The 24,271-nt window shown below is 71.2% G+C and carries 18 protein-coding genes and 1 tRNA gene; 4 read left to right on the top strand and 15 right to left on the bottom strand.

Annotation, left to right across the window (positions count from 1 at the left end; genetic code table 11):
- Positions 1 to 15: 15 nt before the first annotated feature.
- A complete protein-coding gene (locus ACIPJ2_RS12105; protein WP_281267125.1) occupies positions 16 to 597 on the bottom strand; it encodes a LemA family protein in 582 nt (193 codons plus the stop codon).
- Positions 598 to 826: 229 nt separating this feature from the next.
- On the opposite strand from ACIPJ2_RS12105, the gene ACIPJ2_RS12100 reads away from it, so the two are divergent.
- Together ACIPJ2_RS12100 and ACIPJ2_RS12095 are read left to right on the top strand one after the other, a co-directional pair.
- On the top strand, positions 827 to 3,208 hold the full coding sequence (locus ACIPJ2_RS12100) for an Ig-like domain-containing protein (RefSeq protein ID WP_402729028.1): 2,382 nt from the start codon (positions 827 to 829) through the stop codon (positions 3,206 to 3,208).
- Positions 3,209 to 3,333: 125 nt separating this feature from the next.
- Positions 3,334 to 5,004, top strand: coding sequence for a class I adenylate-forming enzyme family protein (locus ACIPJ2_RS12095; RefSeq protein WP_402729027.1), 1,671 nt, complete (start codon positions 3,334 to 3,336; stop codon positions 5,002 to 5,004).
- 156 nt (positions 5,005 to 5,160) lie between these two features.
- Here the strand turns inward: ACIPJ2_RS12095 and ACIPJ2_RS12090 are convergent, their stop codons facing one another.
- Positions 5,161 to 6,483, bottom strand: a complete 1,323-nt coding sequence (locus ACIPJ2_RS12090) for a threonine/serine exporter family protein (protein ID WP_402729026.1) — start codon at positions 6,481 to 6,483, stop codon at positions 5,161 to 5,163.
- 25 nt (positions 6,484 to 6,508) lie between these two features.
- Positions 6,509 to 6,790 (bottom strand): hypothetical protein, encoded by a 282-nt coding sequence (locus ACIPJ2_RS12085; protein WP_402729025.1) that lies wholly within the window; start codon positions 6,788 to 6,790, stop codon positions 6,509 to 6,511.
- A gap of 172 nt (positions 6,791 to 6,962) precedes the next feature.
- Here ACIPJ2_RS12085 and ACIPJ2_RS12080 point away from each other — a divergent pair, with 172 nt between their 5' ends.
- A complete protein-coding gene (locus ACIPJ2_RS12080) occupies positions 6,963 to 8,066 on the top strand; it encodes a fatty acid desaturase family protein (RefSeq protein WP_402729024.1) in 1,104 nt (367 codons plus the stop codon).
- A 2-nt stretch (positions 8,067 to 8,068) separates the two neighbouring features.
- Here ACIPJ2_RS12080 and ACIPJ2_RS12075 read toward each other — a convergent pair.
- The 7 genes from ACIPJ2_RS12075 to ACIPJ2_RS12045 all read right to left on the bottom strand — a co-directional run bounded on the left by ACIPJ2_RS12075 (position 8,069) and on the right by ACIPJ2_RS12045 (position 14,672).
- A tRNA-Leu gene (locus tag ACIPJ2_RS12075) sits at positions 8,069 to 8,142 on the bottom strand.
- Positions 8,143 to 8,217: 75 nt separating this feature from the next.
- Positions 8,218 to 9,723, bottom strand: a complete 1,506-nt coding sequence (locus ACIPJ2_RS12070; protein ID WP_402729023.1) for an NAD(P)/FAD-dependent oxidoreductase — start codon at positions 9,721 to 9,723, stop codon at positions 8,218 to 8,220.
- A gap of 44 nt (positions 9,724 to 9,767) precedes the next feature.
- Complete coding sequence (locus ACIPJ2_RS12065) at positions 9,768 to 10,316, bottom strand: DUF501 domain-containing protein (protein ID WP_281267118.1); 549 nt, start codon at positions 10,314 to 10,316, stop codon at positions 9,768 to 9,770.
- Positions 10,317 to 10,365: 49 nt separating this feature from the next.
- On the bottom strand, positions 10,366 to 10,902 hold the full coding sequence (locus tag ACIPJ2_RS12060) for a septum formation initiator family protein (protein WP_281267117.1): 537 nt from the start codon (positions 10,900 to 10,902) through the stop codon (positions 10,366 to 10,368).
- Positions 10,903 to 11,098: 196 nt separating this feature from the next.
- Positions 11,099 to 12,382: a phosphopyruvate hydratase gene (gene eno, locus ACIPJ2_RS12055; protein ID WP_402729022.1), complete on the bottom strand. Its 1,284-nt coding sequence runs from the start codon at positions 12,380 to 12,382 to the stop codon at positions 11,099 to 11,101.
- A 99-nt stretch (positions 12,383 to 12,481) separates the two neighbouring features.
- On the bottom strand, positions 12,482 to 13,726 hold the full coding sequence (gene hisS / locus ACIPJ2_RS12050) for a histidine--tRNA ligase (protein ID WP_402729021.1): 1,245 nt from the start codon (positions 13,724 to 13,726) through the stop codon (positions 12,482 to 12,484).
- A 268-nt stretch (positions 13,727 to 13,994) separates the two neighbouring features.
- Positions 13,995 to 14,672, bottom strand: coding sequence for a MazG family protein (locus ACIPJ2_RS12045; RefSeq protein ID WP_402729020.1), 678 nt, complete (start codon positions 14,670 to 14,672; stop codon positions 13,995 to 13,997).
- 96 nt (positions 14,673 to 14,768) lie between these two features.
- On the opposite strand from ACIPJ2_RS12045, the gene nhaA reads away from it, so the two are divergent.
- A complete protein-coding gene (gene nhaA, locus ACIPJ2_RS12040) occupies positions 14,769 to 15,947 on the top strand; it encodes a Na+/H+ antiporter NhaA (protein ID WP_402729019.1) in 1,179 nt (392 codons plus the stop codon).
- Between the two features lie 121 nt (positions 15,948 to 16,068).
- Here nhaA and mfd read toward each other — a convergent pair whose 3' ends face one another.
- From mfd to ACIPJ2_RS12015, 5 genes are all read right to left on the bottom strand, one after another.
- Positions 16,069 to 19,662 carry a transcription-repair coupling factor gene (gene mfd / locus ACIPJ2_RS12035; protein ID WP_402729018.1) on the bottom strand — a complete coding sequence of 1,198 codons (3,594 nt, stop codon included), beginning with the start codon at positions 19,660 to 19,662 and terminating at the stop codon, positions 16,069 to 16,071.
- A gap of 80 nt (positions 19,663 to 19,742) precedes the next feature.
- Positions 19,743 to 20,327 carry an aminoacyl-tRNA hydrolase gene (gene pth, locus ACIPJ2_RS12030; protein ID WP_281267111.1) on the bottom strand — a complete coding sequence of 195 codons (585 nt, stop codon included), beginning with the start codon at positions 20,325 to 20,327 and terminating at the stop codon, positions 19,743 to 19,745.
- A gap of 28 nt (positions 20,328 to 20,355) precedes the next feature.
- The gene (locus ACIPJ2_RS12025; protein WP_402729017.1) at positions 20,356 to 20,988 is read right to left on the bottom strand and encodes a 50S ribosomal protein L25/general stress protein Ctc; all 633 of its coding nucleotides are present in this window, start codon (positions 20,986 to 20,988) and stop codon (positions 20,356 to 20,358) included.
- A gap of 384 nt (positions 20,989 to 21,372) precedes the next feature.
- Positions 21,373 to 22,755 (bottom strand): RbtT/DalT/CsbX family MFS transporter, encoded by a 1,383-nt coding sequence (locus ACIPJ2_RS12020; protein ID WP_402729016.1) that lies wholly within the window; start codon positions 22,753 to 22,755, stop codon positions 21,373 to 21,375.
- Positions 22,756 to 23,302: 547 nt separating this feature from the next.
- A complete protein-coding gene (locus ACIPJ2_RS12015) occupies positions 23,303 to 24,265 on the bottom strand; it encodes a hypothetical protein (protein ID WP_402729015.1) in 963 nt (320 codons plus the stop codon).
- Positions 24,266 to 24,271: the final 6 nt, after the last annotated feature.

Raw genomic sequence — 24,271 nt, 5'->3', positions numbered from 1 at the left:
AGCCGTGCCGGTTCGTCAGAACTGGACGCGCGGCGGCTCGGCGATGGCCGCCGGCTCGGCCGTTTCGAAGAACGATGCCTCGTCGAAGCCGCGGCTCTTCGCGAAGGACGAGTTCGGGAACACCTTGATCTTGGTGTTCAGCTCGCGGACGCCGCCGTTGTAGAACCGCCTGGCCGACTGGATCTTGTCCTCGGTGTCGACGAGTTCGGTCTGCAGCTGCAGGAAGTTCTGGCTCGACTGGAGCTGGGGGTACCCCTCGGCCACGGCGAACACGCTCTTCAGGGCCTTCTGCATGTGCCCTTCGGCTGCGGATGCCGCTGTCGCGTCGCCGGCGCTCAACGTCTCGGAGCGGGCCTTCGTCACGTCGTCGAAGACGGACTTCTCGTGCGTGGCGTACCCCTTCACCGTGTCGACGATGGTCGGGATGAGGTCCGCGCGGCGCTTCAGCTGCACGGAGATGTCGCTCCACGCCTCGTCGACGCGGACCTTCAGCGTGACGAGCGAGTTGTACGTGACCCAGAGGTAGATCCCGACGACCACGAGGACCACGACCACCACGCCGATGACGATCAGTGTCGTGATGAGTCCGGTGTCCATGCGGGAGTGCTCCTTGTCGCGTCGGGATGCTCGCGTGCGGCGGCCGATGGTGCACACCGGACGACCATCGTTGATTGTAACGACGCTCGGTGACGGTTCCGAGCGCGGCCCGGGGTTCACGGTTGATTCCCCAGGCACGCACACCCCACGTTCGGGACCGGCTCGGATCGGGGAGATCATCCGCGAGGTGTATTGACCGATCAGTCGCCATGACGTGGGATGGAGGGGCATGAACACGCGCGGGGACCACGTGGACACCAGGGCAGTCGGGGGCGACGGCCCTGCTCGTCGACCCCGGAAGTCCGCCCGTGGCACGGTGCTGGCGGGCTTGACCGCGACGCTCGCCGCAGCCCTGCTCGCCCTCGCGGCCGCCCCGGTGGCAGCAGCAGCGACCACCACGTCGCGGCCAGCAGCGACCACCGTCACGTCGGCGGCAGCGACGAGCACCGCGGCGCCGACGGCACCGGCCGCCCCCACGCAGTCCGACACCCGGCCGGCCCCGCCGTCGTCCGCCCCGACGGGTTCCCCGTCCCCGACCGCTCCCCCGACCGACCGTCCCCCGGTGGACCCGACGATCGCCGACCCCGGCGACGTCACGAGCGCGACCGGGCGGTTCCACGGCACGGCGACGCCCGGACACGCCGTCCGTGTGATGGACCCCGCCGTCTCCAGCCGTTCGGTGTGCACCGCGACGGCAGACCCCCGTGGCGCGTGGTCCTGCTACGGCACCGTCCAGACCGGTCCGCAGCAGGTGTTCACCGTGCAGGACACCACCGACCCCTCCCGCCGCACCGCCGACGCTCCTGCGTCCGACGTCGTCGTCCCGCCGACCATCACCACGCGGGCACCGACCGCGGGCTCCGTCTCCGGCACCGGTGACGCGGGCATGACCGTCACGGTGTCACTCTCCGGCGCCACGACGAACGGCGGCGCCGCCGTCCGCACCGCGGTCGTCGGACCGGACGGCCGCTGGATCGTCTCCTGGGCGACGGGGGCATCGCCGCGCCCGACCGGCACCGTCACCATGACGGCCACCCAGACGGCGAGCACCGCGGGCGGTTTCCGGTCCGACCTCCGCAGCGCCGCATCGCAGCCGGTGTCGATCACGATCGACCGCACTCCGCCGGACGCCCCGCGTGTCACGGACCCGCGGACCGGAGCACGGATCGGCACCCAGCCGCTGACGATCCGCGGCACGGGTGAGCCCGGCGCCACCCTGACCGCCTACGTCGACCGCGTCGCGGTGTGCGGCGCCACGGTCGGCTCGGACGGTTCCTGGGCGTGCTCGGCCGAGGGCACGACGCTCACGGCGGGCCGCCACCAGGTCACCGCGCTGCAGCACGACGCCGCGGGGAACCACTCGCGGTCGTCCTCGGCCGTGGACGTCACGGTCCGGGCGGGCTCCACCAGCGCCCCCGGTTCGAGTGCACCGGGCGGCAGCGCCCCGAGCGGGTCCACCGGAACCGGTGGCCCCGCGACCGGGACGGCAGGACCGGGCACGGCCGACGGCTCGGGCGGGACCTCCGGGCACACCCCGGGCAGCGGCGCCGGCAGCGGGACGGCGACCGGCGGAGCCGGGACCGGCGGCGGCAGCGCGGGCCCTGGTACCGGTGGGCACGACTGGTCCGGCCCCGCCGGCGACTGGTCGATCGCGACGACGTTCGACCAGACCGTCCCCACCATCCAGTCGTCCTTCTCGTGGCGAACGCTCCTCGTCGCCGCGTCGGTCGCAGCCGGGTTCCTGCTCCTCGTCGCCGGGCCCGCGCGACTCGTCGCCCGCACACTCCGCGGTCGCATGCCCGTCCGCCTCGCGTCCTTCACCGGGCGCAACCGCCCCCGCGCGGAGCGCACCCGTGGTGACGAGGCGCTCCCGACCTGGGCGTCCGTCGCCGTGGCGGTCCCGCTCGCCGCCGTGCTGACCCTGCTCGGGGTCGGTGTCGAGCTCGAGGCGCGGTACGTCCGCCTCGCGATCGCGGTCCTGCTCGGTGCGGCCGTCCTCGCGGCCGCGGTGGTGCTGGCGACCCGCTGGACCGCCGGCGCCGACCGGCACACGGTCGGGTACCGCGTCTCGCCGTGGCTCGTGCTCGCCGCGCTCGTGGCGTGCGGCATCACCCGTGTCGCGGACCTCTCCCCGGCGATTGTCATCGGCGTCCTCCTGGTCCCGGCCGGACGCCTCGACGTCGACACGGCCGCGATGCGCCTCGGCACCGGGATCGCGGCCTGCGCCAGGAGCGCGACGTGGCGTTCGATCGCGCTGCTCGTCCTCGCCGCGGCCGGGTGGCTGCTGCACAGCCTCACCCCGGGAACCGGCTTCTGGACGTCGCTCGTGTCCGAGTTCGCGATCACCCTCTGCGTGGGCGGTCTCGGGTCGCTCGTCGTGACGCTGCTGCCGGTCGCCGGCTCCGCAGGCAGCGCACTGTGGGCGCACTCCCGGGGCCGGTACGCGTCGATCGCCGCGGTCGGCGTCGCCCTGGCCGCCGCCGTCTACTCCGGCTCCGCCGGGACCCACGTCTCCCCCGTCGCCATGGGTGTCGTCGCCTGCGGGTGCGCCGCGGTGGCGGCCGCCACCTGGTTGTGGGTCCGGGTCCTGGAACCGGACGTCCGCGGCTGACCGGCACCGAGCCTCCAGTCCGGCCGCGCACTCGACCGTCTCGCGCGCCGCGCGCCCGGCACTGCGCGCGCGGATTACGCTGGCGAACGGTGCGTCGGAGCACCGACGAGCGCATGGGAGCGACGATGACGAAGACCCGATCCGACTACGACCCGACCCGGTTCCGCGAGGTCTTCGAGGGCAGCTACACCTACGCCAACGGCTTCGCACGGAACACGCACCGCTTCGCCGGACGTCCAGCCCTCCGGGACCCGGACACGGACCGGTCGTGGACGTACGCGGAACTCGGCGACGCGGTCGACCGGATCGGCGGATGGCTCCTCCGGCACGGCGCCGGCAAGGGCTCGGTCGTCATGGTCGAGCTCTTCAACTCCCCCGAGTTCGCGATGCTCTACCTGGCGTGCCACCGCATCGGCGCGGTGTTCTCGCCGACGAACTTCCGGCTCGCGGCCGACGAGGTCGCGTTCATCGTCGACGACTCGGCCCCGGTCGTGCTCGTGTACGACGCCGACCGGACCACGGACATCACGGCCGCGCTGGCGAGCGCCTCGCACGACCCGGCGCACGTCGTGGTCGTCGGCGATGCGCTCCGGCAGGACGTCCCCTTCGCCGACCTGCTCGCGGCCGACCCGGTGACGGCGGACGAACTCACGCCGACCGAGCCGCGGAGCACCTACGACGAGACGACGCGGCTGTACACCTCCGGGACGACGGGCCGACCGAAGCCCGTCCCGCTCCCGAGCCTCGTCGAGGTGCTCAGCGCGCACGACGTGGTCATGCACTTCCCGCTGAGCCCCTTCGACAAGACGCTGAACATGTCGCCGCTGTTCCACCGCGGTGGGCTCTACTCCGGCGGCCCGAACCCGGTGTTCTACGTCGGGGCCGAGCTCACCACGCTCCGGCACTTCGACGCCGACCGCGTACTCGACCTCGTCGAGTCGGAACGGCTGACGTTCCTCATCGGGGCCCCGCCGAACCTCGTCCAGCTCGCGAACGCGCAGGAGAAGCGACCGCGCGACCTGTCCTCCCTGCACGGCATCGTGACGATGGGGGCGCCGCTCGACCGGGCCGCTGCCCTGCGGTACCAGGAGCTGCTCTCCCCGCGGATCTTCAACGGCTACGGCACGACGGAGACCTTCTGGAACACGTTCCTGCGCCCGGAGGACTTCCCCGACGGCGCCGGCTCCACGGGCCGGGCATCCACCGACGACGACGTCGCGGTCGTCCGGGTGTACGCCGACGAGCTCGCGGCGCCGAGCGACACCGTGGCGAAGGACGGCACCGAGATCGGCGAGTTCGCGGTCCGCACCGTGAAGTCCGGGTACTCGTACCGGAACCCCGGCCTCGAGGCGGAGAAGTTCGCGAACGGCTGGTTCTACCCGGGCGACCTCGCGACGTGGGACGAGCACGAGCGGGTGACGATCGTCGGGCGCAAGGACGACATGATCATCTCCGGCGGCGAGAACGTGCACCCCGTGCAGGTGGAGGCGGTCCTGCAGGAACACCCAGGCGTCGCGGACTCGATCGTGACCGGGGTGCCCGACGAGCGCTGGGGCGAGGTCGTGACGGCGTACGTCATCCGTGCCGAGCGCGGGCTGCCGTCGGAGGACGCCGACGCGGCCGCCGCACTCGAGCAGTGGACGGGGTCGCACCCGGGCCTCGCTCGCTACAAGCGCCCGCGGAAGTACCGGTTCGTCACCGAGTTGCCGTACAACGCGACGGGCAAGAAGGTGCACTACCTCGCCAAGGCGACGGCCGCCGAGGACGACGCAGCGGGGCTGCTGCTGGCCCCGTAGCGGACGGGAGGCTCGTGGCGGGCCCGCCACGAGCCTCCCGTCCGGCCCTGGTCGCGTTCTTTCCCATCGCACCCGCAGTAGGAAGACGAATCGCGCGTAGGTGGTCGGAAAATCCGGCCTCCTACGCGCGATTCGGCTTCCTACGCGCGATTCGGCTCAGTGCGCCGGGGCGGTGCGGGCGAACAATCCGGGGAGCAGCCCACCGATCTTCGTGCCGATGCACAGGCTCGCGAACGTCGCGAGCGGGGTGGCGAGCGCCACCGGGTCGAGGGTCGACACTGCGACGAGCCCGACCGTGCCCGGGACGAGCAACAGGAACGCGGGGAAGAACGACACCGTCGCCGGGATCACCGGGACGAGCCGTTCGAGCAGGCGGGTGGCGATGAACAGCAGGGCGGCGGTCACACCGGTCGCGACGACGCTGCCCCACAGCGGGCTCGTACCGCTCAGCACCGCGTAGGCGGTCACCATGACCGCGACGGACACGAGCGTGAGACGCCAGCCGGAGCCGAAGACCAGGCCGAGACCGAGCGCCAGGACGACCACCGCGACCCACGACACCCAGTAGGACGGCACCGCTTCCCAGCCGCCGCGGTCGGTCCCGACCCCGGCGACCTCGCCGACGAGGGCCGCGGACGAGGGGTCGACGTGCAGCCCGGTGAGGGCGCTCCCGGCGGCGATCCCGGCGGCCATGAAGCCGAGCATGATCACGCCCTGCACGAGCCGCGAGGCCCCGGTGACGATGTCCGCCGCGGTGAGTTCGAGCAGGGCGTTCGTGATGAGCGCCCCGGGGACGAACACCGCGACGGGTGCACAGACGGCGAAGAGCGGGACGTGCCCGAAGCCGGTCTGGGCGACGACGAGTCCGACCACCGCCGTCGACATGAACGCCGCGAGGAACGGGATGATGGCGACCGCCTCGCGGAAGCGACGGAGCAGGAGTCCGATGACCCCGACCAGCGCGCCGACGCCGAGCGTGACCAGGATCGCCCACCACGGGCAGCGGAACACGACCGCCAGTCCTGCGGCGGTGAGGGCGTTGCCCGCGATCCACGGCAGCGGCGCCGGCGGACGGGTGCCCGCTCGGATCGCCCTGACCCGCGCCGGGATCTCCGCGAGGGCGATCGAGCCGCTCTCGAGCCCGAGGACCAGCCGATTCGCGCGCGCCGCCTGCCGGGACGACAGCTCGACGCCCTCGGCGTTCACGATCGTCGCCGATCCCGTCGCGGTCTCGCTGACGATCACGAGTGCCGGGAGCACCCCGACCGCGAGCTCCGGGCCGATGCCGGCGGAGTCGCGGGCCTTCTCGAGCGCCGAACGGACGTCGGTGACGGAGCTGCCGGCGTCGAGCAACAGGGTGCCGAGCGTGCCGAGGAGCATGCCGACCGGGACGGTCTCGCCGTCGACCACCTCGACGTGCGACTCCGGCTGCCGGAGGACACCACGGAGGTTCGCGAGCGCGCTGCCGAATCCCACCACCGGAGCATGCTAACGGTCACCGGGGTCAGTGCGCGGTCTGCACCGCCCGCGTGCGCCACCGGATGTCGCTTGTGAACCCCTCGGTCTCCGGGTGCAGCTCGTCGTCCGGCGCCGACTGCACGAGCAGCCCGATCGCGGGCGCCAGCAGGATGCTCGACGTGGTGGCCATCCCCCAGCGATCGACGGTCGGGACGTGCACCGTGTCGGCCAGCCCCGCCTGCGCGAGGGCCGCCGCGTACTCGAGCACCGCGTACGCGGCGTCGTCCGTCGTGAGGACCGTCGCCAAGCCGTAGATGATGTGCTTCACGGTCGGGGACCTCCGTGCCCGGAATCGCCACACAACGGGGGACGACCTCGGCTGGACGATACGCGCACTCCACGGTGCGTGCTCAGGTTCAGCCCCTAGGTTTCGATGCAACCGCATTCGCGGGAACTCTGAGTTCGGCCGAAGGGCTGTTCCTGATGGAAGCAGCCCCCTGATGCCCGCTTCATCGACCCTGTACCGCCCCACCACTCCTCGCGTCGCCGGAGCAGCAACCGCGACGTCGACCTACAAGGACCTCCTCGAGGAGGTCCGTGCCGCCGGACTCCTGGAACGCCGTGTCGGCTTCTACTGGGCCGTGTTCGGCGTGCTCGTCGCCCTGGTCGCCGCGTGCTTCACCGCCGTTGCACTGCTCGATGGTTCGTGGTTCGTCCTCATCCCCGCCGGGATCCTCGGCGCGCTGTTCACCCAGTTCGCGTTCCTCGCCCACGAAGCCGCGCACCGTCAGGTGTTCGCGTCACGCAAGTGGAACGACCACGCTGGCCGCTGGGTCGGCACGTTCGTCGTCGGGCTGTCCTACACGTGGTGGATGAACAAGCACAACCGCCACCACGGCAACCCGAACACCATCGGCAAGGACCCCGACATCGCGCAGGACACCGTGTCCTTCATCGAGGAGGACGCAGCCGAGCGCAAGGGTCTCCTCCGTGCACTCACCCGCGTGCAGGGCTGGGCGTTCTTCCCGCTCCTGACGATGGAGGGCGCGAACCTGCACTTCCTCGGCGTCAAGGCAATCGTCACCGGCCAGCACATCAAGGGCACCGGTCGTGACCGCGTCATCGAGGGATCGCTCCTCGTCGCCCGCTTCGGCATCTACCTCTGGGCCGTCTTCGCGCTGATGCCGTTCCCCGTCGCCGCCGCCTTCCTCGGCGTGCAGCTCGCCGTGTTCGGCGTGATGATGGGCGGCTCGTTCGCCCCGAACCACAAGGGCATGCCGATCATCGCCGAGGGCGCCCGCATCGACTTCCTGTCCCGCCAGGTGCGCACCTCGCGCAACATCACCGGCGGGATCTGGGCCGACCACCTCTTCGGCGGGCTCAACCACCAGGCGGAGCACCACCTCTTCCCGAGCATGGCGCGCCCGAACCTGCGCAAGGCCAAGCCGATGGTGAAGGCGCACTGCGCCAAGCACGGCATCCCGTACACCGAGGCCAGCCTCGGGAAGTCGTACGCGATCGTCGTCGCCTACCTCAACCGCGTCGGGCTCGCCGCACGCGACCCGTTCACCTGCCCGATGGTGACGGCGTACCGCCTGCACTGACGTACCCCCGGTGGGACTCGAACCCACAACTCGGCGATTTTAAGTCGCATGCCTCTGCCAGTTGGGCCACGGGGGCGCGGCGATCCAGCCTACCGACGAAGGGCGGTCACCCCGTGTGGGGTGACCGCCCTTCGGCGTGATCGGGTGATCGCTACTTGGCGTCGACCTTCGCGGCGTCGGCCTTCGCGGCGTCGGCCTTCTCGCCGTCGACCGGGGCTGCCTCGTTCGAGACGTCCTCGGCGGGCTTGCCGTACGCGGGGCCGGCGGCACCGGCGGGCGTGCCCTCTGCCGGCGACGGAGCGACGGCCTTCGGCTCCTCGGCAGCAGCAGGCTTCGGGCGCGACGCCCATGCCTCGAACGCGGCGCGCGGGGTCTCGCGGTCGTCGAGCGACGCGATGTCACGGCCCAGGAAGAAGCCGCCCACCCAGTCGCCGATGACGCGCCACTTGCGCTCCCACGACGGCATCGCCATGCCGTGGTAGCCACGGTGCGCGCCCCATGCGAGGAAGCCCTTCATCGCGAACTTGCCCGACTGGAAGACACCGATGCCGAGACCGAGGCCCGCGACGGCGCCGAGGTTGTCGTGCTTGTAGTCCACGGTCGCCTCGCCGCGGAGCACCGCGACCAGGTTCTTCGCGAGCTGCTTGGCCTGACGGACGGCGTGCTGCGCGTTCGGGACGCACATGCCGCCGACGCCGGCACCCGTGAGGTCCGGGACGGCTGCGACGTCGCCACAGGCCCACGCGTCGGCGATGACCTCGTCCTCGTTCACGACGCGGAGGTCGGGCTGCACGGTGATGCGGCCGCGGGGCTCGAGTGGGAAGTCGGTGCCCTTGACCATCGGGTTCGCCATGACGCCGGCGGTCCAGATGATGAGGTCGGACTCGATGGTCTCGATCGACTCGTCCTTGGCCTTGAGCTGGCAGACGCCACCGACGGCCGACGCGAGCTGCGTCTCGAGGTGCACGTTCGCACCGCGCTCCGCGAGGTTCTTGAGCACCCAGTGCGAGGTCTCGAGGGACACCTCGGGCATGATGCGCCCCATCGCCTCCACCAGGTGGAAGTGCGTGTCGTCGAAGGACAGCTGCGGGTAGCTCTTCAGCAGGTCGGTGACGAACGAGCGGAGCTCGGCGAACACCTCGATGCCGGCGAAGCCACCGCCGACGACGACGACCGTGAGCAGGCGGTCGCGCTCCGGACCGGCCGGCAGGTTCGACGCCTTGGCGAAGTTCGTGAGGATCTTGTCGCGGATGGCCGCGGCTTCCTCGATGGTCTTCAGGCCGATGGCCTCGTCAGCGACGCCCGGGATCGGGAAGGTGCGGGAGACGGCACCGGCGGTCATGACGATCTGGTCGTAGGACTCTTCCCACGGCTCGCCGATCGCCGGCGTGATCGTCGCGGTCTTCGAGGCGTGGTCCACCTTGGTGACCTTGGCCGTGACGACACGGGTCTTCTTGAGGTGACGACGGTGCGAGACGACGGCGTGACGCGGCTCGATGGAACCGGCGGCGACCTCCGGGAGGAACGGCTGGTACGTCATGTACGGCAGCGGGTCCACCATGACGACCTCGGCTTCGCCCTGGCGAAGGTGCTTCTCGAGCTTCCATGCGGTGTAGAAGCCGGCGTAACCGCCGCCGACGACGAGGATCTTGGGCACGGGGGATGATCTCCTTGGAGTGGGGGTGGTTGCCGGGCGGCTGGTCAGAATTCGCCACCACCCGCCCCGACTCCGGCGTCTGCACCCTCATCATACGCCCGGCATTCGCACCGGTCAGGCGACCAGCTCGCGCGCTCGAGCGCGAGGTCGCCGATGGGGTTCACGCCGGGGCCGGCAGCGAGTGTGTGACCGACGAGGGCGTGCAGGCACTTCACGCGGACGGGCATGCCGCCAGCGCTGATGCCGTCGATCTCGTCGACGTGCTCGATGGATTCGCGGTCAGCGAGGTAGGCCTCGTGGGCAGCGCGGTAGCGCTCGGCCGTCTCCGGGTCCTCGAGCAGCGAGGCGAGTTCCGGCATCACGCCGTTCGCCTCGAGTGTGCTGACGGCAGCGGTGGCCGCCGGGTGGCACAGGTAGTAGAGCGTGGGGAACGGGGTGCCGTTCGACAGGCGCGGCTTCGTGGCGACCACCGTCGGGTTGCCGCAGACGCAGCGCGCCGCGATGCCGACGACGTCACGGGCGGGGCGGCCGAGCTGGGCCGAGACCACCTGGACGTCGTGCTCGGACGGCGGGTCGAACGGAGGGGTCGTCACGGGTACAAGAGGCTACCGGAGTTCCGGACGGCCTCGCACCGACGTGACGTCAGTTCCCGGAGTTGCCGCTGCCGGACACGTCGGGCGCGACGAGTTCCTGCGTGGTCTCGTCGGACAGTCCGGACTTCAGCACCGAGGACAGCATCGCCTGCACCCAGTCCACCTTCGGGGTCTGCACCGTCGAGCTCACCGGCGTGCCGGAGTCGGTCGTCGGTCCGCCGTCGGCGGAGGTCGTGCCCTCCCCCATCACCAGGAAGCTCTGCTCGCCCGGGTAGACGTAGAGCAGGCGGTCGCGGGCCTGCGCCTCGATGTAGGCGGGGTCGTCCCAGCGGGCGACGTCCTTCTTCTTCTGCGCGACGTCGGACTTCTGCGCGGCGACCTCGTGCTGCTTCTGCGAGATCTGCTCCTGCTGCTGGATGAGCGTGCGGAGCGACGGCGCGAGCACCACCACGAAGAGCACGATGATCGCGAGCATCAGCAGGCTGAAGCCGGAGAACCGGATCGAGCGGTACCAGGGCTGCTCGGCTCGCGCATCGTCGGGCATCGCCACGGGGACGCGGCGGACGCGGGGCTTCTCGCTGGGCACGTCACGACGATAACCCGACCTCGGACGTGACCCACGCCGCCGCGCCCCGTCCCGGCCCCTTCTCAGGCGGCGCCGCCGTCCGCCCGAGACGCCGCCACTTTCTGCGGTGTCTCGACGGAACGGGGGTGTCTCGACGGAACGGACGCGCCCCGCGCCTCCGGACAGGAGGCACGGGGCGCGTCGGGCGGGCGGCTGGTTACAGTGCTGCGGCGCGCGGGAACGCGGTGCGGCCCGCGTAGACCGCGGCATCGCCGAGCTCTTCCTCGATGCGGAGGAGCTGGTTGTACTTCGCGACGCGGTCCGAGCGCGCGGGGGCGCCGGTCTTGATCTGGCCGCCGTCGACCGCCACGGAGATGTCCGCGATGGTGGTGTCCTCGGTCTCGCCGGAACGGTGCGACAGGATCGCCGTCATGCCGTGGCGCTGCGCGAGCGAGACGGCGTCGAGGGTCTCGGTCAGGGTTCCGATCTGGTTCACCTTGACGAGGATCGAGTTGCCGGCCTGCTCGTCGATGCCCCGCTGCAGACGCTTCGGGTTCGTGACGTAGAGGTCGTCGCCGACGATCTGCACCTTGCCGCCGAGCTCGGCGGTCAGGTGGGTCCAGCCTTCCCAGTCGTCCTCGGCGAGGGGGTCCTCGATGGTGACGAGCGGGTAGTTCGCGACGAGGTCCGAGAAGTAGCTCGTGAACTCCTGCGAGGAGAGCTGCTTGCCCTCGAAGTTGTACTTGCCGTCGGCGAAGAACTCGGTCGACGCGACGTCGAGGCCGAGTGCGATGTCCTTGCCGGGGGTGAAGCCGGCCTTCTCGATCGCCGCGACGAGGAAGTCGAGCGCAGCGCGGTTCGACGCGAGCTCCGGCGCGAAGCCGCCCTCGTCGCCGAGGCCGGTCGCCAGGCCCTGCTTCTTCAGCTCGCCCTTGAGGGCGTGGTAGGTCTCGACACCCCAGCGGAGCGCCTCGGAGAAGCTCTCGGCGCCGTAGGGCACCAGGAAGAACTCCTGGATGTCGACGTTGGTGTCGGCGTGCGCACCGCCGTTGACGACGTTCATCAGCGGAACGGGCAGGGTGTGCGCGTTCGGGCCGCCGAGGTAGCGGAACAGCGGGAGGTCGGCCGAGTCGGCGGCGGCGCGGGCGACGGCGAGCGAGGCGCCGAGGATCGCGTTCGCGCCGAGGCGGGACTTGTTCTCGGTGCCGTCGAGCTCGATGAGCGCGGCGTCGACGAGGCGCTGGTCGGTGGCGTCGAAGCCCTCCAGCGCCGGGCCGATCTCGTCGAGGACGGCTTCGACGGCCTTGAGGACGCCCTTGCCGCCGTAGCGGGCCTTGTCGCCGTCGCGCAGCTCGTACGCTTCGAAGGCGCCGGTGGAGGCGCCGGACGGGACGAGCGCGCGCGAGACGACGCCGTCGTCGAGGAGGACCTCGACCTCGACCGTCGGGTTGCCTCGGGAATCGAGGACTTCGCGTGCTCCTACGGCATCGATCACGGCCACGGGGTACTCCCTACACGTTGCGGTTGTGGTGCTTGCGGTGTCGATCCTACCGAGGCGCGGTGAACGGTTTCGCTGCGCTCGGTGACGACTGTGGACGAGTCAGGCGAGCGGGCGGAACTCGACGCCCTCGAGCGAGGTCGTGTCCGCGCCGACGGTGGCGAACGACCCGAAGCCCTGCGCTGCCAGACCGGCGAGCAGGTTCTTCGTGTTCTTGGTCCGCTTCTCGAGCCGGACGCGGTGGTGCTGCTCGAGCGCCTCGCCCTTGAGCGCGGCGAGCCTGACCGGGTCCACGTTCTTGTCGTACACGAGCACGACGGCGTCGGAGGTGGCCGCTTCCGGCAGGGTCACGAGGTCGACGAGCCGCTCGAAGCCGAGCGAGAACCCGACGGCGGGGACGTCCTGCCCGAGGAACCGTCCGATCATGCCGTCGTACCGCCCGCCGCCGCCGAGGCTGTACCCGAAGTCCGGGTGTGCGACCTCGAAGATGGTCCCCGTGTAGTAGCCCATGCCACGCACGAGTGTCGGGTCGAAGCGCAGGTCGACGCCGGGCAGCGCCTCGCGGAGCCGGAGCAAGTCGGCGAAGGCGTCGTCGTCGAGCCACGCGGCACCGCTGACGCTCTCCCAGTCGGCCGTCTCGAGCGCGCCGATCGTCGCCGCGAGGTCGGGCAGGTCGACGCCGAGGACCTCGCCGAGCTCGCGCGCGACACCGTCCGCGCCGATCTTGTCGAGCTTGTCGATCGTGATCAGGGCACGGTCGGCGGCGACCGGGTCGGTGATGCCCCACGACGCCAGCAGTGCCACGAGGATGCGGCGGTCGTTGATCCGGATCGAGGTCCCCGTCACGCCGAGTGCGTCGAGCGCGGCGGTCGTCGCCCGGATGAGTTCGATCTCGGCGAGCTGTCCCGGTTCGCCGAGGATGTCGATGTCGCACTGCACGAACTGCCGGTACCGCCCCTTCTGTGGACGCTCGGCACGCCAGACAGGTGCGATCTGCACGGCGCGGAACACCGTCGGGAGCTCGGCGCGGTGCGAGGCGTAGAAGCGGGCGAGCGGCACCGTGAGGTCGAAGCGGAGCCCGAGGTCGGCGAGGTCGAGCGGGGCCTCGGCGCTGCGGAGGTCCTCCACCGAGAGCCCGCGACGCATCACACCGAACGCCAGCTTCTCGTTGTCGCCGCCGAGGCCGGAGTGCAGGCGTGCCGAGTCCTCGACCACCGGGGTCTCGATCTCGTCGAACCCGTGGCGGGAGTACACCCCCCGGATCACACCGAGGACGTGCTCGCGACGCGCCTTGTCCGCGGGGAGGAAGTCACGCATGCCACGGGGTGCCGTCACGGTCGTCGCCATGGGTCAATCCTGTCAGATCGCGACGCCCGGGTTGCGTGCCGTCCGGCCTACTGATATTCTCTATCCAGAACCTCGGACCGACGGGTGCCTGATCCACTCACCGGTCCGATCGCGTGGGCAACGTGCTGCAGTGTGCCCCGCGGTTCGAGCGGGCTTCCCTGCCGGCGCCACCACCCCTGGGGTGCCGTCTGCCCGCTCTGCGGGCGTCCTCCTTTTTCGGGTTAGGAGGACGCCCGCACTTCTCCCGCCAGAAGGCGACCACCCGCACTCACGCGACGTCGTCGGTCGCGCGTCCCGCTGCGTCGAGCCGACCGACCGCCGCGCGCAGACTCGCGACCGGGTCGATCCCCGCGCGCTGCGCCTCGGCGACCGCCGCCAGCATGCGGACACCCCATCCGGTGTCGACGCCGTCCGCACGGCCGCCCGTCCTGCCGTCGCCGTCCCCGCCCGACCCGACGACGGCGGCGACCACCGCATCGACGTCGCCACGTTCCTCCAGGCGTTCCAGCAGCTTCACCGCACGTTCCAGCGGCGGCATCGCCCGCGGGACGCCGTCGAACGCACTGGTCCGGCTCGACTTCTCGGCCGCCTTCGCAGCGCGCCAGACCCGGACGACGTCCTCGACCGTGTCGGCGTGCTCGTCGCCGAACACGTGCGGGTGTCGGCGGACCATCTTGTCGCGGGCGGTCGCGGCGACGTCCTGCAGGTCGAACGAGCCGTCCCTGGCGGCGATCCCCGCGTGCAGCACCACTTGGTACAGCACGTCGCCGAGCTCTTCGCGGAGGTCGTCGGCGTCGCCGTCCTCGATCGCGTCGACGAGCTCGTACGACTCCTCCACCGCGTAGCGCGACAGCGACGCATGCGTCTGCACGCGGTTCCACACGCACCCGTCCTCCGGGGCGAGCAAGCGGTCGACGACGGCTGCGAGGTCCTCCATGGCGCTCATGTCGGCCATGCTCGCACGGGGGCCGTCCGGTACGATGGTCGAGGCGTGTCGGGAAGTCTGGTCGACGGACCGTTTCCCGATCTCTGACGGAGTTCCATGCTTGCTGTCGTCCGCTCCCCCCGTTTCAGCGCCATCGCCCTGCTCACCGCGGCGGTGCTCGGACTCGTCGTCGCGAACACCCCGGTCGGCCCCGGGCTCGAGCACGTGCTGCACCTGCACTCCCCGTGGGGCGTGATCGGTCTCGACCTGTCCGTCGCGCACTGGATCAGCGACGGGCTCCTCGCCGTGTTCTTCCTGCTCGTCGCGATCGAGTTGAAGCAGGAGCTCGTCGCGGGCGAGCTGTCGAACCCGAAGACCGCGATCGTGCCCGCGATCGCGGCGGTCGGCGGCGTGCTGGTGCCCGCCGGGGTCTTCCTCGCCGTGACGGCCGGCACGCAGTACACCCACGGCTGGCCGATCCCGACCGCGACCGACATCGCCTTCGCGCTCGGCGTCCTCGCGATGTTCGGCCGCGGCCTGCCGTCGTCGCTCCGGGTGTTCCTGCTCGCCCTCGCGGTCCTCGACGACCTCATCGCGATCGTCATCATCGCGGTCGTCTTCGCCAGCGACACGGACTTCCTCGCGCTCGGTGGCGCCGCGGTCGTGCTCGTCCTCTTCTGGTTGCTGGGCCGGATGCTGCGCCCTGGTCGCGCCGGGCAGGGCTGGATCATCGCCGCGATGATCGTCCTCGGTGCGCTGACCTGGTGGCTCGTCTACCACTCGGGCGTGCACGCCACGATCGCCGGCGTCGCCCTCGGGCTCGTGCTGCCGCGGCGTCCCGGGCACACCGTGTACGACCGGGTGGAGCCGTGGTCGAACGCCGTCGTCCTGCCGATCTTCGCGTTCGCGTCGGCGGCGGTCGTCATCCCCGCGGTCGGCATCGGTGAGCTCTCCCCGACGTTCTGGGGCGTCGTCCTCGCGCTGCCGGTCGGCAAGGTCGTCGGCATCACGCTGTTCGGTGCCGTCGCGACACGGGTCTTCCGCGGGCCGGGTGGTCCGTCGCTGTCGTTCTGGTCGATCGTGACGGTCGGCGTGCTGGGCGGGATCGGCTTCACCGTGTCGCTGCTCATGAACGAGCTGGCGTTCGCGAACAACGAGGAGATCGTCGACGAGGGCACGCTCGCGGTGCTGATCGGCTCCGGCATCGCGATGGTCGCCTCCGCGGTCGTCGTGAGCCTCAAGGCGCGCCACCACCGGGCCCGCCGTGAGCTCTCCGAGGCCGAGTCCACCGAGTAGCGCAACCGGTCGCCGGACGGGAGGCGCGGTGCCAGCCCGCACCGAGCCTCCCGTCCGACGGTGCGGCGACGCGCACGCCGCAGGGCACGTGACCGGGCCGGCCACGCACCCCCGCGACCCGCTACGCGGCGGGCGCCTCGGCGGCCGCCGTCGCGCCGTAGACGGCGGTCAGGATGCTCTCGACCCACTGGATCAGCGCGTCGTCGGGGAGGGCCTCGCCGTGGGGACGCGGCATCGGGATGCTCGACGCGTTCTGCTGGGGGAACCACTTCGCCCCGGGGAACATCCGCTTGAGCCGCACCTGCGACGAGTCCGCGAGCTCCTTGCCCGCGACCCGCAGGTTCGATCCCATGACGACCACGTCGGACAGCCCGACCTGCTGGGCCATGCGGCGGAGCCGGGACACCTCGACCAGGGTCTGCACGGCCTGCGGGGGCTGACCGTAGCGGTCGGTGAGCTCGTCGAGCACCATGTCGATCGAGTCGTGCTGCGACGTCGGCGCCGAGGCGGCGGAGAGCTTCTGGTACGCCTCGAGTCGGAGCCGCTCGGACTCGACGTAGTCCTCGGGGATGTGCGCGTCGACGGGGATCTCGAGTCGGAGCTCGGTCTGCCCCTCTGCGACGTCCCCACGGAACTGCGACACCGCTTCGCCGATCATGCGGAGGTACAGGTCGAAGCCGACGCCCGCGATGTGGCCGGACTGCTCCCCGCCGAGCAGGTTGCCCGCGCCGCGGATCTCGAGGTCCTTCATGGCGACCTGCATGCCCGCGCCGAGCTCGTTGTTCGCGGCGATGGTCTCGAGGCGGTCCTGCGCGGTCTCGGACAGCGGCTTGTCGGCGTCGTAGAGGAAGTACGCGTAGCCGCGCTCCCGACCACGACCGACACGCCCGCGGAGCTGGTGCAGCTGCGACAGGCCGTACTTGTCGGCCCGGTCGATGATGAGCGTGTTCGCGTTCGCGATGTCGAGACCGGTCTCGATGATGGTCGTCGAGACGAGCACGTCGAAGCGGCGCTCCCAGAAGTCGACCATCACCTGCTCGAGGGTCTGCTCGGACATCTGCCCGTGTGCGACGGCGATGCGGGCGTCCGGGACGATCTCGGCGAGGTGCGATGCCACCGACTGGATGTCCTTGACGCGGTTGTGCACGTAGAACACCTGCCCCTCGCGGAGGAGCTCGCGCCGGATCGCCGCGGCGACCTGCAGGTCCGACTGCGGGCCGACGAAGGTCAGGATCGGGTGGCGGTCCTCTGGTGGGGTGGCGAGCGTCGACATCTCACGGATGCCGGTGACCGCCATCTCGAGTGAGCGCGGGATCGGCGTCGCGGACATCGCCAGGACGTCCACGTTGGTCTTGAGCTTCTTCAGCTGGTCTTTGTGCTCCACACCGAAGCGCTGTTCCTCGTCGATGATGACCAGGCCGACGTCCTTGAACTGCACGCCCTGCGACAGGATGCGGTGCGTGCCGATGACGATGTCGACGGTGCCGTCGGCGAGCCCCGCCAGCGTCTCCTTCGACTCCTTCTCGGTCTGGAACCGGCTGAGCGCGCGGAGGTGCACCGGGAAGCCGGCGAAGCGCTCCTGGAAGGTCTCCATGTGCTGGCGGACGAGCAGCGTCGTGGGGACGAGCATCGCGACCTGCTTGCCGTCCTGCACGGCCTTGAACGCCGCACGGATCGCCACCTCGGTCTTGCCGTAGCCGACGTCACCCGACAGCAGACGGTCCATCGGGATCGGGCGCTCCATGTCGCGCTTGATCTCGTCGATGGTGGTGAGCTGGTCGGCGGTCTCGGCGAACGGGAACGCCTCTTCCAGTTCGCGCTGCCACGGGGTGTCCGGGCCGAACGCGTGCCCCTTCGACGCCATGCGCGCCGAGTAGAGCTTCACCAGGTCGACGGCGATGTCGCGGACGGCCTTGCGCGCCTTCGACTTCGCCGACGCCCAGTCCGAGCCGCCCATCTTCGACAGGGTCGGGGACTCGCCGCCGACGTAGCGCGACAGCTGGTCGAGCTGGTCGGTCGGGACGAAGAGCTTGTCGCCGGGGAACCCGCGCTTCGACGGCGCGTACTCGAGCACGAGGTACTCGCGCTGGGTCTTCACGGCGTTGCGGCCGCCGGAGCTCACCTCTCGCGAGACGAGTTCGACGAACTTGCCGATGCCGTGCGTGGCGTGCACGACGACGTCGCCCGGCTTGAGCTGCAGCGGGTCGACGACGTTCTTGCGGCGGCTCGCGAGCTTCCGGACCGTGCGGGCACCCTGCTGCGCGCTGCGGCCGTAGAACTCGGCTTCCGACAGCACCGCGATCCGGGGATCCGGGATGGCGAAGCCGTGCTCGACGGCGGCGGTCGTGACGATCGCGACACCGGGCTGCGGCGGCGCGGTGACAGCCTCGGCACGAGCGGCGACCCCGGCGTCGGCGAGGACCTGCACGGCGCGCTCGACGAGACCCTGCCCCTGCGCGGTCACGACCACGGCCCAGCCGTCGTCGGTGAGTTCCTTGACGTGTGCGACCGCCCCGTCGGCGCTGCCGGCGAAGCTCGGGACGGCGTCGGCGCGGACGCGGACGTACTCCCCGGCCTCTGCCGCGGCATCGGCGTCGCTCAGGGGCTCGTCGGCGCCGCTGTCGAACGGCGAGATCGTCCACCAGGTGCGCTGCCCTCGGGTCTGCTTGAGCTGCGGGACCGTCAGGAAGTTGCCCGCGTCGAGGTCGATCGGCGCCTGGGCCCCGGCGACGGCGGCACTCCACGCGGCCTGCAGGAACTCCTGGTTCGTCTCGGCCAGGCTGTGCGCGCGCCCGCTGACCCGCTCGGGCGAGAAGACCGCGATCGTGGCGTCCTTCGGCAGGTAGTCCGTCATCGGGACGAGTCGCTCCACGAGCGCCGGGGCGAGGGACTCCATGCCCTCCACCGGGATGCCCTCTGCAACCTTCGCGAGCATCTGCGACAGGTTCGGGAACTCGTGCAGCATCTCGCGGGCGCGCTGCCGGACGTCATCGCTGAGCAGGAGTTCGCGCGACGCGGTGAGCTCGACGGAACCGAGGTCGTCCTCGGTCGTGCGCTGGTCGGCGACGGAGAAGGCCTTGATCGCCTCGATCTCGTCACCGAAGAAGTCGACGCGCACGGGGTGGTCGGCGGTTGGCGGGAAGACGTCGAGGATCCCACCGCGGACGGCGAACTCGCCGCGACGGGTGACGAGGTCGACCCGGGCGTAGGCGAGGTCCACGAGCTGTGCGGAGATCGACCCGAGGTCGTTGCCGCGCGAGTCGGTCCGGAGCACGACGGGTTCGAGCGAGGTCAGGTTGCTCGCGATCGGCTGGAGCGCCGCGCGGACACTCGCGACCACCACCGTCGGCTGGCGCTCGGCCGGCGGTGCGTCCTGCCACTGCTGCAGCGCACGGAGCGTGGCGATGCGGGTGCCGACGGTCTGGGCGCTCGGGGACAGGCGCTCGTGCGGCAGGGTCTCCCACGCCGGGAACTCGAGGACCCGGGCATCCGGCAGGTAGCTCGTCAGGGCACCGCGGACCGCCTCGGCTTCACGTCCGGTGGCGGTGATCACGAGGACGCACTGCGGCTCCTTGCGCTCGGCCATCAGCGCGGCGAGGAGCGGCACACGCAGGCCGTCGACGACGGAGAAGTCGGCGTCACGAGGTGCGGCGCGGAGGACGCGATCGAACGCGGAGGCGCGCGAGAGCGCAGGGATGATGCCCGAGATCGTCACTCAGGACATGGTACCGGCGACGTCCGACAAGGACCGCGACGTGCGCGACCCGCGAACAGCGGCACCTCGCACAGCCGAGCTCAGGACGGCGCGTGGACGCGTTGCTGCGCCGCGAGGAGCCCGAGGTCCGCGATCGCCTCGACCGCGTCGGCGGCGTCGGCGAGCAGGTTCGGCAGCGTCTTCTTCTCGGTCGGCGAGAAGTCGCGCAGCACGTAGTCGGCGGGGTCCTGTCGACCTGGTGGGCGGCCGATGCCGACGCGCACGCGGGAGAACTCGTTCGTGCCGGTGGCCTTGATGATGTCGCGGAGCCCGTTGTGTCCGCCGTGCCCGCCGTTGCCCTTGAGCCGCACGGTGTCGAACGGCAGGTCGAGCTCGTCGTGCACGACGACGAGGTCGGCGGGGGTGGCGCTGTAGAACCCGAGCACGCTCGAGACGGGGCCGCCGGAGGTGTTCATGAACGACCCCGGCTTGGCGAGCACCAGGCGGGGGCCGCCCGGCACCAGACGCCCCTCGGCGACCTGGTTCGGGGTCTTGTGCTTCTTGAACGTCGCGCCCATGCGGGCAGCGAGTTCGTCGAGGACCATCTGGCCGACGTTGTGACGGTTCCCCGCGTAGCCGGGCCCGGGGTTCCCGAGCCCGACCACGACGAGGATGCGATCCGTCACGACGTCGACCAGGTGTCCGCGAAGGGTGTTACTCGGACTCGACCGGCTCGGAGCCGCCCTCGGCACCGGCTTCGGCGCCGGCCTCGGCAGCTGCCTCGTCCGCGGCGTCGTCGTCGGCGGTGCCACGCGGGGTGACGATCGAGACGACGAGGGTGTCACCCTCGGTCTCGAGCTCGGCACCCTCGGGGAGCTCGATGTCGGTCGCACGGATCTGCGCGCCGTCCTCGAGGCCCTCGACGTCCACGACGACGTGCTCCGGGATGTTGGTCGCCTCGACGAGGAGCGACAGGGTCGACTCGTCCTGGACGTGGATCGTGCCGGAGAAGGACTCGCCCTCGACGACGACGGGCACGGAGACCGTGACCTTCTCGCCGCGGCGGACGACCACGAGGTCGATGTGCTCGATGACCTGGCGCACCGGGTCACGCTGGACGTCCTTGACGAGGGCGAGCTGCGCAGCACCCTCGATGTCGAGGTCGACGATCGCGTTGGCGTGACGGACGAGCAGCATGGTCTCGTGGCCCGGGAGGGTGATGTGCTGCGGCTCGGTGCCGTGGCCGTAGACGACCGCGGGGATCTGGTCGTTGGCACGGATCTTGCGCGCAGCGCCCTTGCCGAACTTGGTGCGGACTGCCGCTGCGAGCTTGGTGTAGTCGGCCATGGTGCCTCCTGGTCTCGGGGACGACGCCGGGGTGCCGGCATCGTGGGGTCTGTGGTGTTGCAACTCGAACGCGTGCACGCGTGAGGAACGCTCCCAGAGCTTGGCCGGGTCTCCCACCGCGTCGATCACGGCCGCGCACGCGCGGCCCTCGCCGAAGTCGTCAGCAACTCTACCAGCACCGACCCGGGCGTGTCGCCACGGCGGTGGGGCTGGAGGTCGAATCGCGCGTAGGAGGTCAAATCGCGCGTAGGAGGCCGGATCTTCCGGCCTCCTACGCGCGAAACGGCCTTCTACTGCGGGTGCGATGGGTGGGAGCGCACGCACAGGCGGACGGGAGGCTCGTGGCGGGGTCGCCGCGAGCCTCCCGTCCGCCTGGTGCCCGGTCTAGTGCCCGGCGGCCTCCGCCTCGGACGGCACCTTCAGGAAGCTGAGGACCACGAACGCGGCCACGTAGAGCGCGACGAAGGTCCAGACGACGCCTCCGGCGCCGCCCCACGGCAGCACCACGCTGACGACGGCGTTGCCGAGGAACGTGGCGCCTCCCGCGGCGGTGGCGTACATCGCCATCGCTGCGCCGCGGCGCTCCTCGCCCGCGAAGGCCGGCACGATCGCACCCATCGGCGTGAAGCCGGCGAGCATGATGCCGAACACCGTGCCGGCTGCGGTCGCGAGCCAGAAGCCCCACTCGGAGCCGGCCGGCACCAGGTGCGGGACGTACCACCAGGCGAGCAGACCGATCGCCGAGGCCCCGATTCCGAACCACTTCACGGTCCGGATCCACCCGATGCGGTCGCCGAGCGCGCCGAAGAAGGCGTTGAACAGGATGTTGCCCGCGTAGACGATCACGGTCATGGTCAGCCACTTCGACTGTCCCCAGCCGAGCTCGGTGCCGATGATCGCCGGCATGATCACGAACATGCCGAACTCCGGCGCGGTGTTCACGAGGCGGATGAGGACCGCGAGGAGGACCTTCGGACGCTTGACGCAGACCTCGATGCCGCTGGCGATGACCCGGGCGGCGGAGTGCTCGCGCGGGGCGATGCGACCGAGGCCGGTGCGCTCGTGGACGCCGAACCGGACGATCGCCCAGCCCACCGCGACGAAGACCAGCGACAGTGCCATCGACCAGGTCTCGCCGAGCTGGCCGCCACCGAACGCGGGGATGGTGCCGATCGCGATGAGCGACCCGAGCGTCGGCAGGCCGCCGGTGAACACGACGTAGAACCAGCCGACGGCGGTGGCGTTCCGCTCGCGGGCGACGGTGTGGTTCACCCAGCAGAGGAACGAGAACGCGAACAGCGGGAAGCCGAGTCCGCGGAGGAAGTACGTCAGGGCGATGAGTCCGACCGACCCGGTGGGGAGCGCGGCGAGGAACGTGATCTGGAAGACCACCCACATCGCGGCGCCGATCGTCATCACCCGGCGCGGCCCCCAGAGTTCGGAGAGGACGCCGGCGAAGTACGACGCGACGAGGACCGCGACGCCGTAGATCCCGATGACCATCGCGGCACTGTCGGTCCCGCCGGAGCCGAGCGCCGTGGCGATGTGCGGGGAGATGAAGTTCGACTCGATGCCGTCACCCGTCATGAAGACGAGTACGCCGAGGAAGCCCCAGCGGAGCTGGTGCGGGATGCCGAGGCGGGCGACGAGACCTTCGCGGGCTGGCCCTGGGGGCGTTGGTGCTGCGTTCGATGGTGCGGTCGGTGGTGCGGTCACTCCACCGGGCGGTGTGAGCGTTGTGCTGCGGTCACGATTGACGTCCGACATGCGTCGTCTCTCCTGAAGGGGCCCCGGAGTGCTCGACCCGGCATCGCGGCATGTCTCCGGGGTGCGCCGCGCGCCGATCCCCCACGCCTGCGCTGTGGCTGCGGGCTGCGGGTTCGTCGGCGATGATGCGAGTCCTGTACCCGGGGCTCGGCCCCGGCGGACCATCGCCGGCCCGAAGCATGGTGTCCGACATTAGACCGCTCCAACGAGATTCGTCAAAGACGACAACTGTTGGGTAACGATGTGGGGCGCGGGGTGTGCGCGGGGGCCATTCCGCGCGTAGGAGGTCGTTTCGCGCGTAGGGGGCCGATTCGCGCGTAGGCGGTCGTTCCGCGCGTAGGGGGCCGATTCGCGCGTGGTGGGTCCGTTTTCCCGACCACCTACGCGCGATTCGTCATCCCAGGTCGAGTGCGATGGGCGGGAACGCGCGTGGACGGCGGACGGGAGGCGCGGGGCGGGACCGCACCGAGCCTCCCGTCCGTGGTCCACGCGCCGGGCGCGGGGCGCTCCCCCCATGGCAGCTCACCGCGCCCGTTGCGCGGGCTCCTCAGTCGACGCCTGCCGGCGCCTTCGGCGCGAGCCGCTCGATCGTCCGGTCGAGGCGCGCGTCGACGGCGAGCTGGTCCGGCTCCGTCGCGGCGAGGACGGCGGCGTCGGAGGCGGTGACGTGCAGCGGCCGGTTCCACTCGGCGTCGTACAGGGTCTTCCGGTAGCCGGACGAGGTCTGGCAGGCGACGTCCCGCTTCGCGACCGCGATCTCGACGGACCCGATGCCCGTCTCCACCGACCCGTCCGTCGGCCCGACACCCATCGACGGTGTCGGCATCCCGTCCGGAGCGGCCGGCAGGTCACGGACCCCGGACGGCTCCATGCAGCTCCGCCAGCGCTCCGCGGCCGCGACGACTGCCTCGCCCCGCCGTGCGTCGAGGGCGGCGAGGCGCGTGAGGCGTTCCGCCACCGCCGACGCCTCCTGCACGTGCCCGGTCGCGGTGTTCCCGAGCGTCTTGCGTGCGGCGTTCCAGCACCGCGCGGCGACACCGTCCGGCAGTGCGGCGAACGCGGCGTTCCGGTCCGCGTCGAACCCCCACGCCGTCATGCCCTGGCGGTTCGCCCCGGCGGTCGACGGCCCGTGGTACCCCCTCGTGCCGGCGAGTGCCGCCGTCAGCGGCCGGGTGGTCGCGAGGGCGGGTGACGGGTTCCCGCGGGCATCGGTGTCGGACGCGTCACTGTCGGCCTGGAGCCCGGAGACCGTCGCCCACGGCGGCGGGTCGTCGATGCCGGCCTTCCGGAGGCACGGGTCGGCGAGCAGGTTCTCGGCGTAGTCGCTCTTGCTGCCCGCGGGCATCGCGTACGCGTCGAGGGGCATCGTCCAGTCGGCGCTGTCACGTTCGACCGTGGGAGCGACCGCGACGTCCGCCGGCTCGGGCAGACCGTGCACGACGGCGGTGGCGAGCCCCGCGATGACGAGTGCGAGCGTTCCGGTCTTGGCGACGCGGGTCGTGATCTGCATGGTTCC

This window comes from Curtobacterium sp. NPDC090217 (assembly GCF_044746705.1).
GTDB lineage: Bacteria > Actinomycetota > Actinomycetes > Actinomycetales > Microbacteriaceae > Curtobacterium.
The sequence above is the reverse complement of the archived record's forward strand: the minus strand, read 5'-3'. Positions and strand labels throughout refer to the sequence as shown.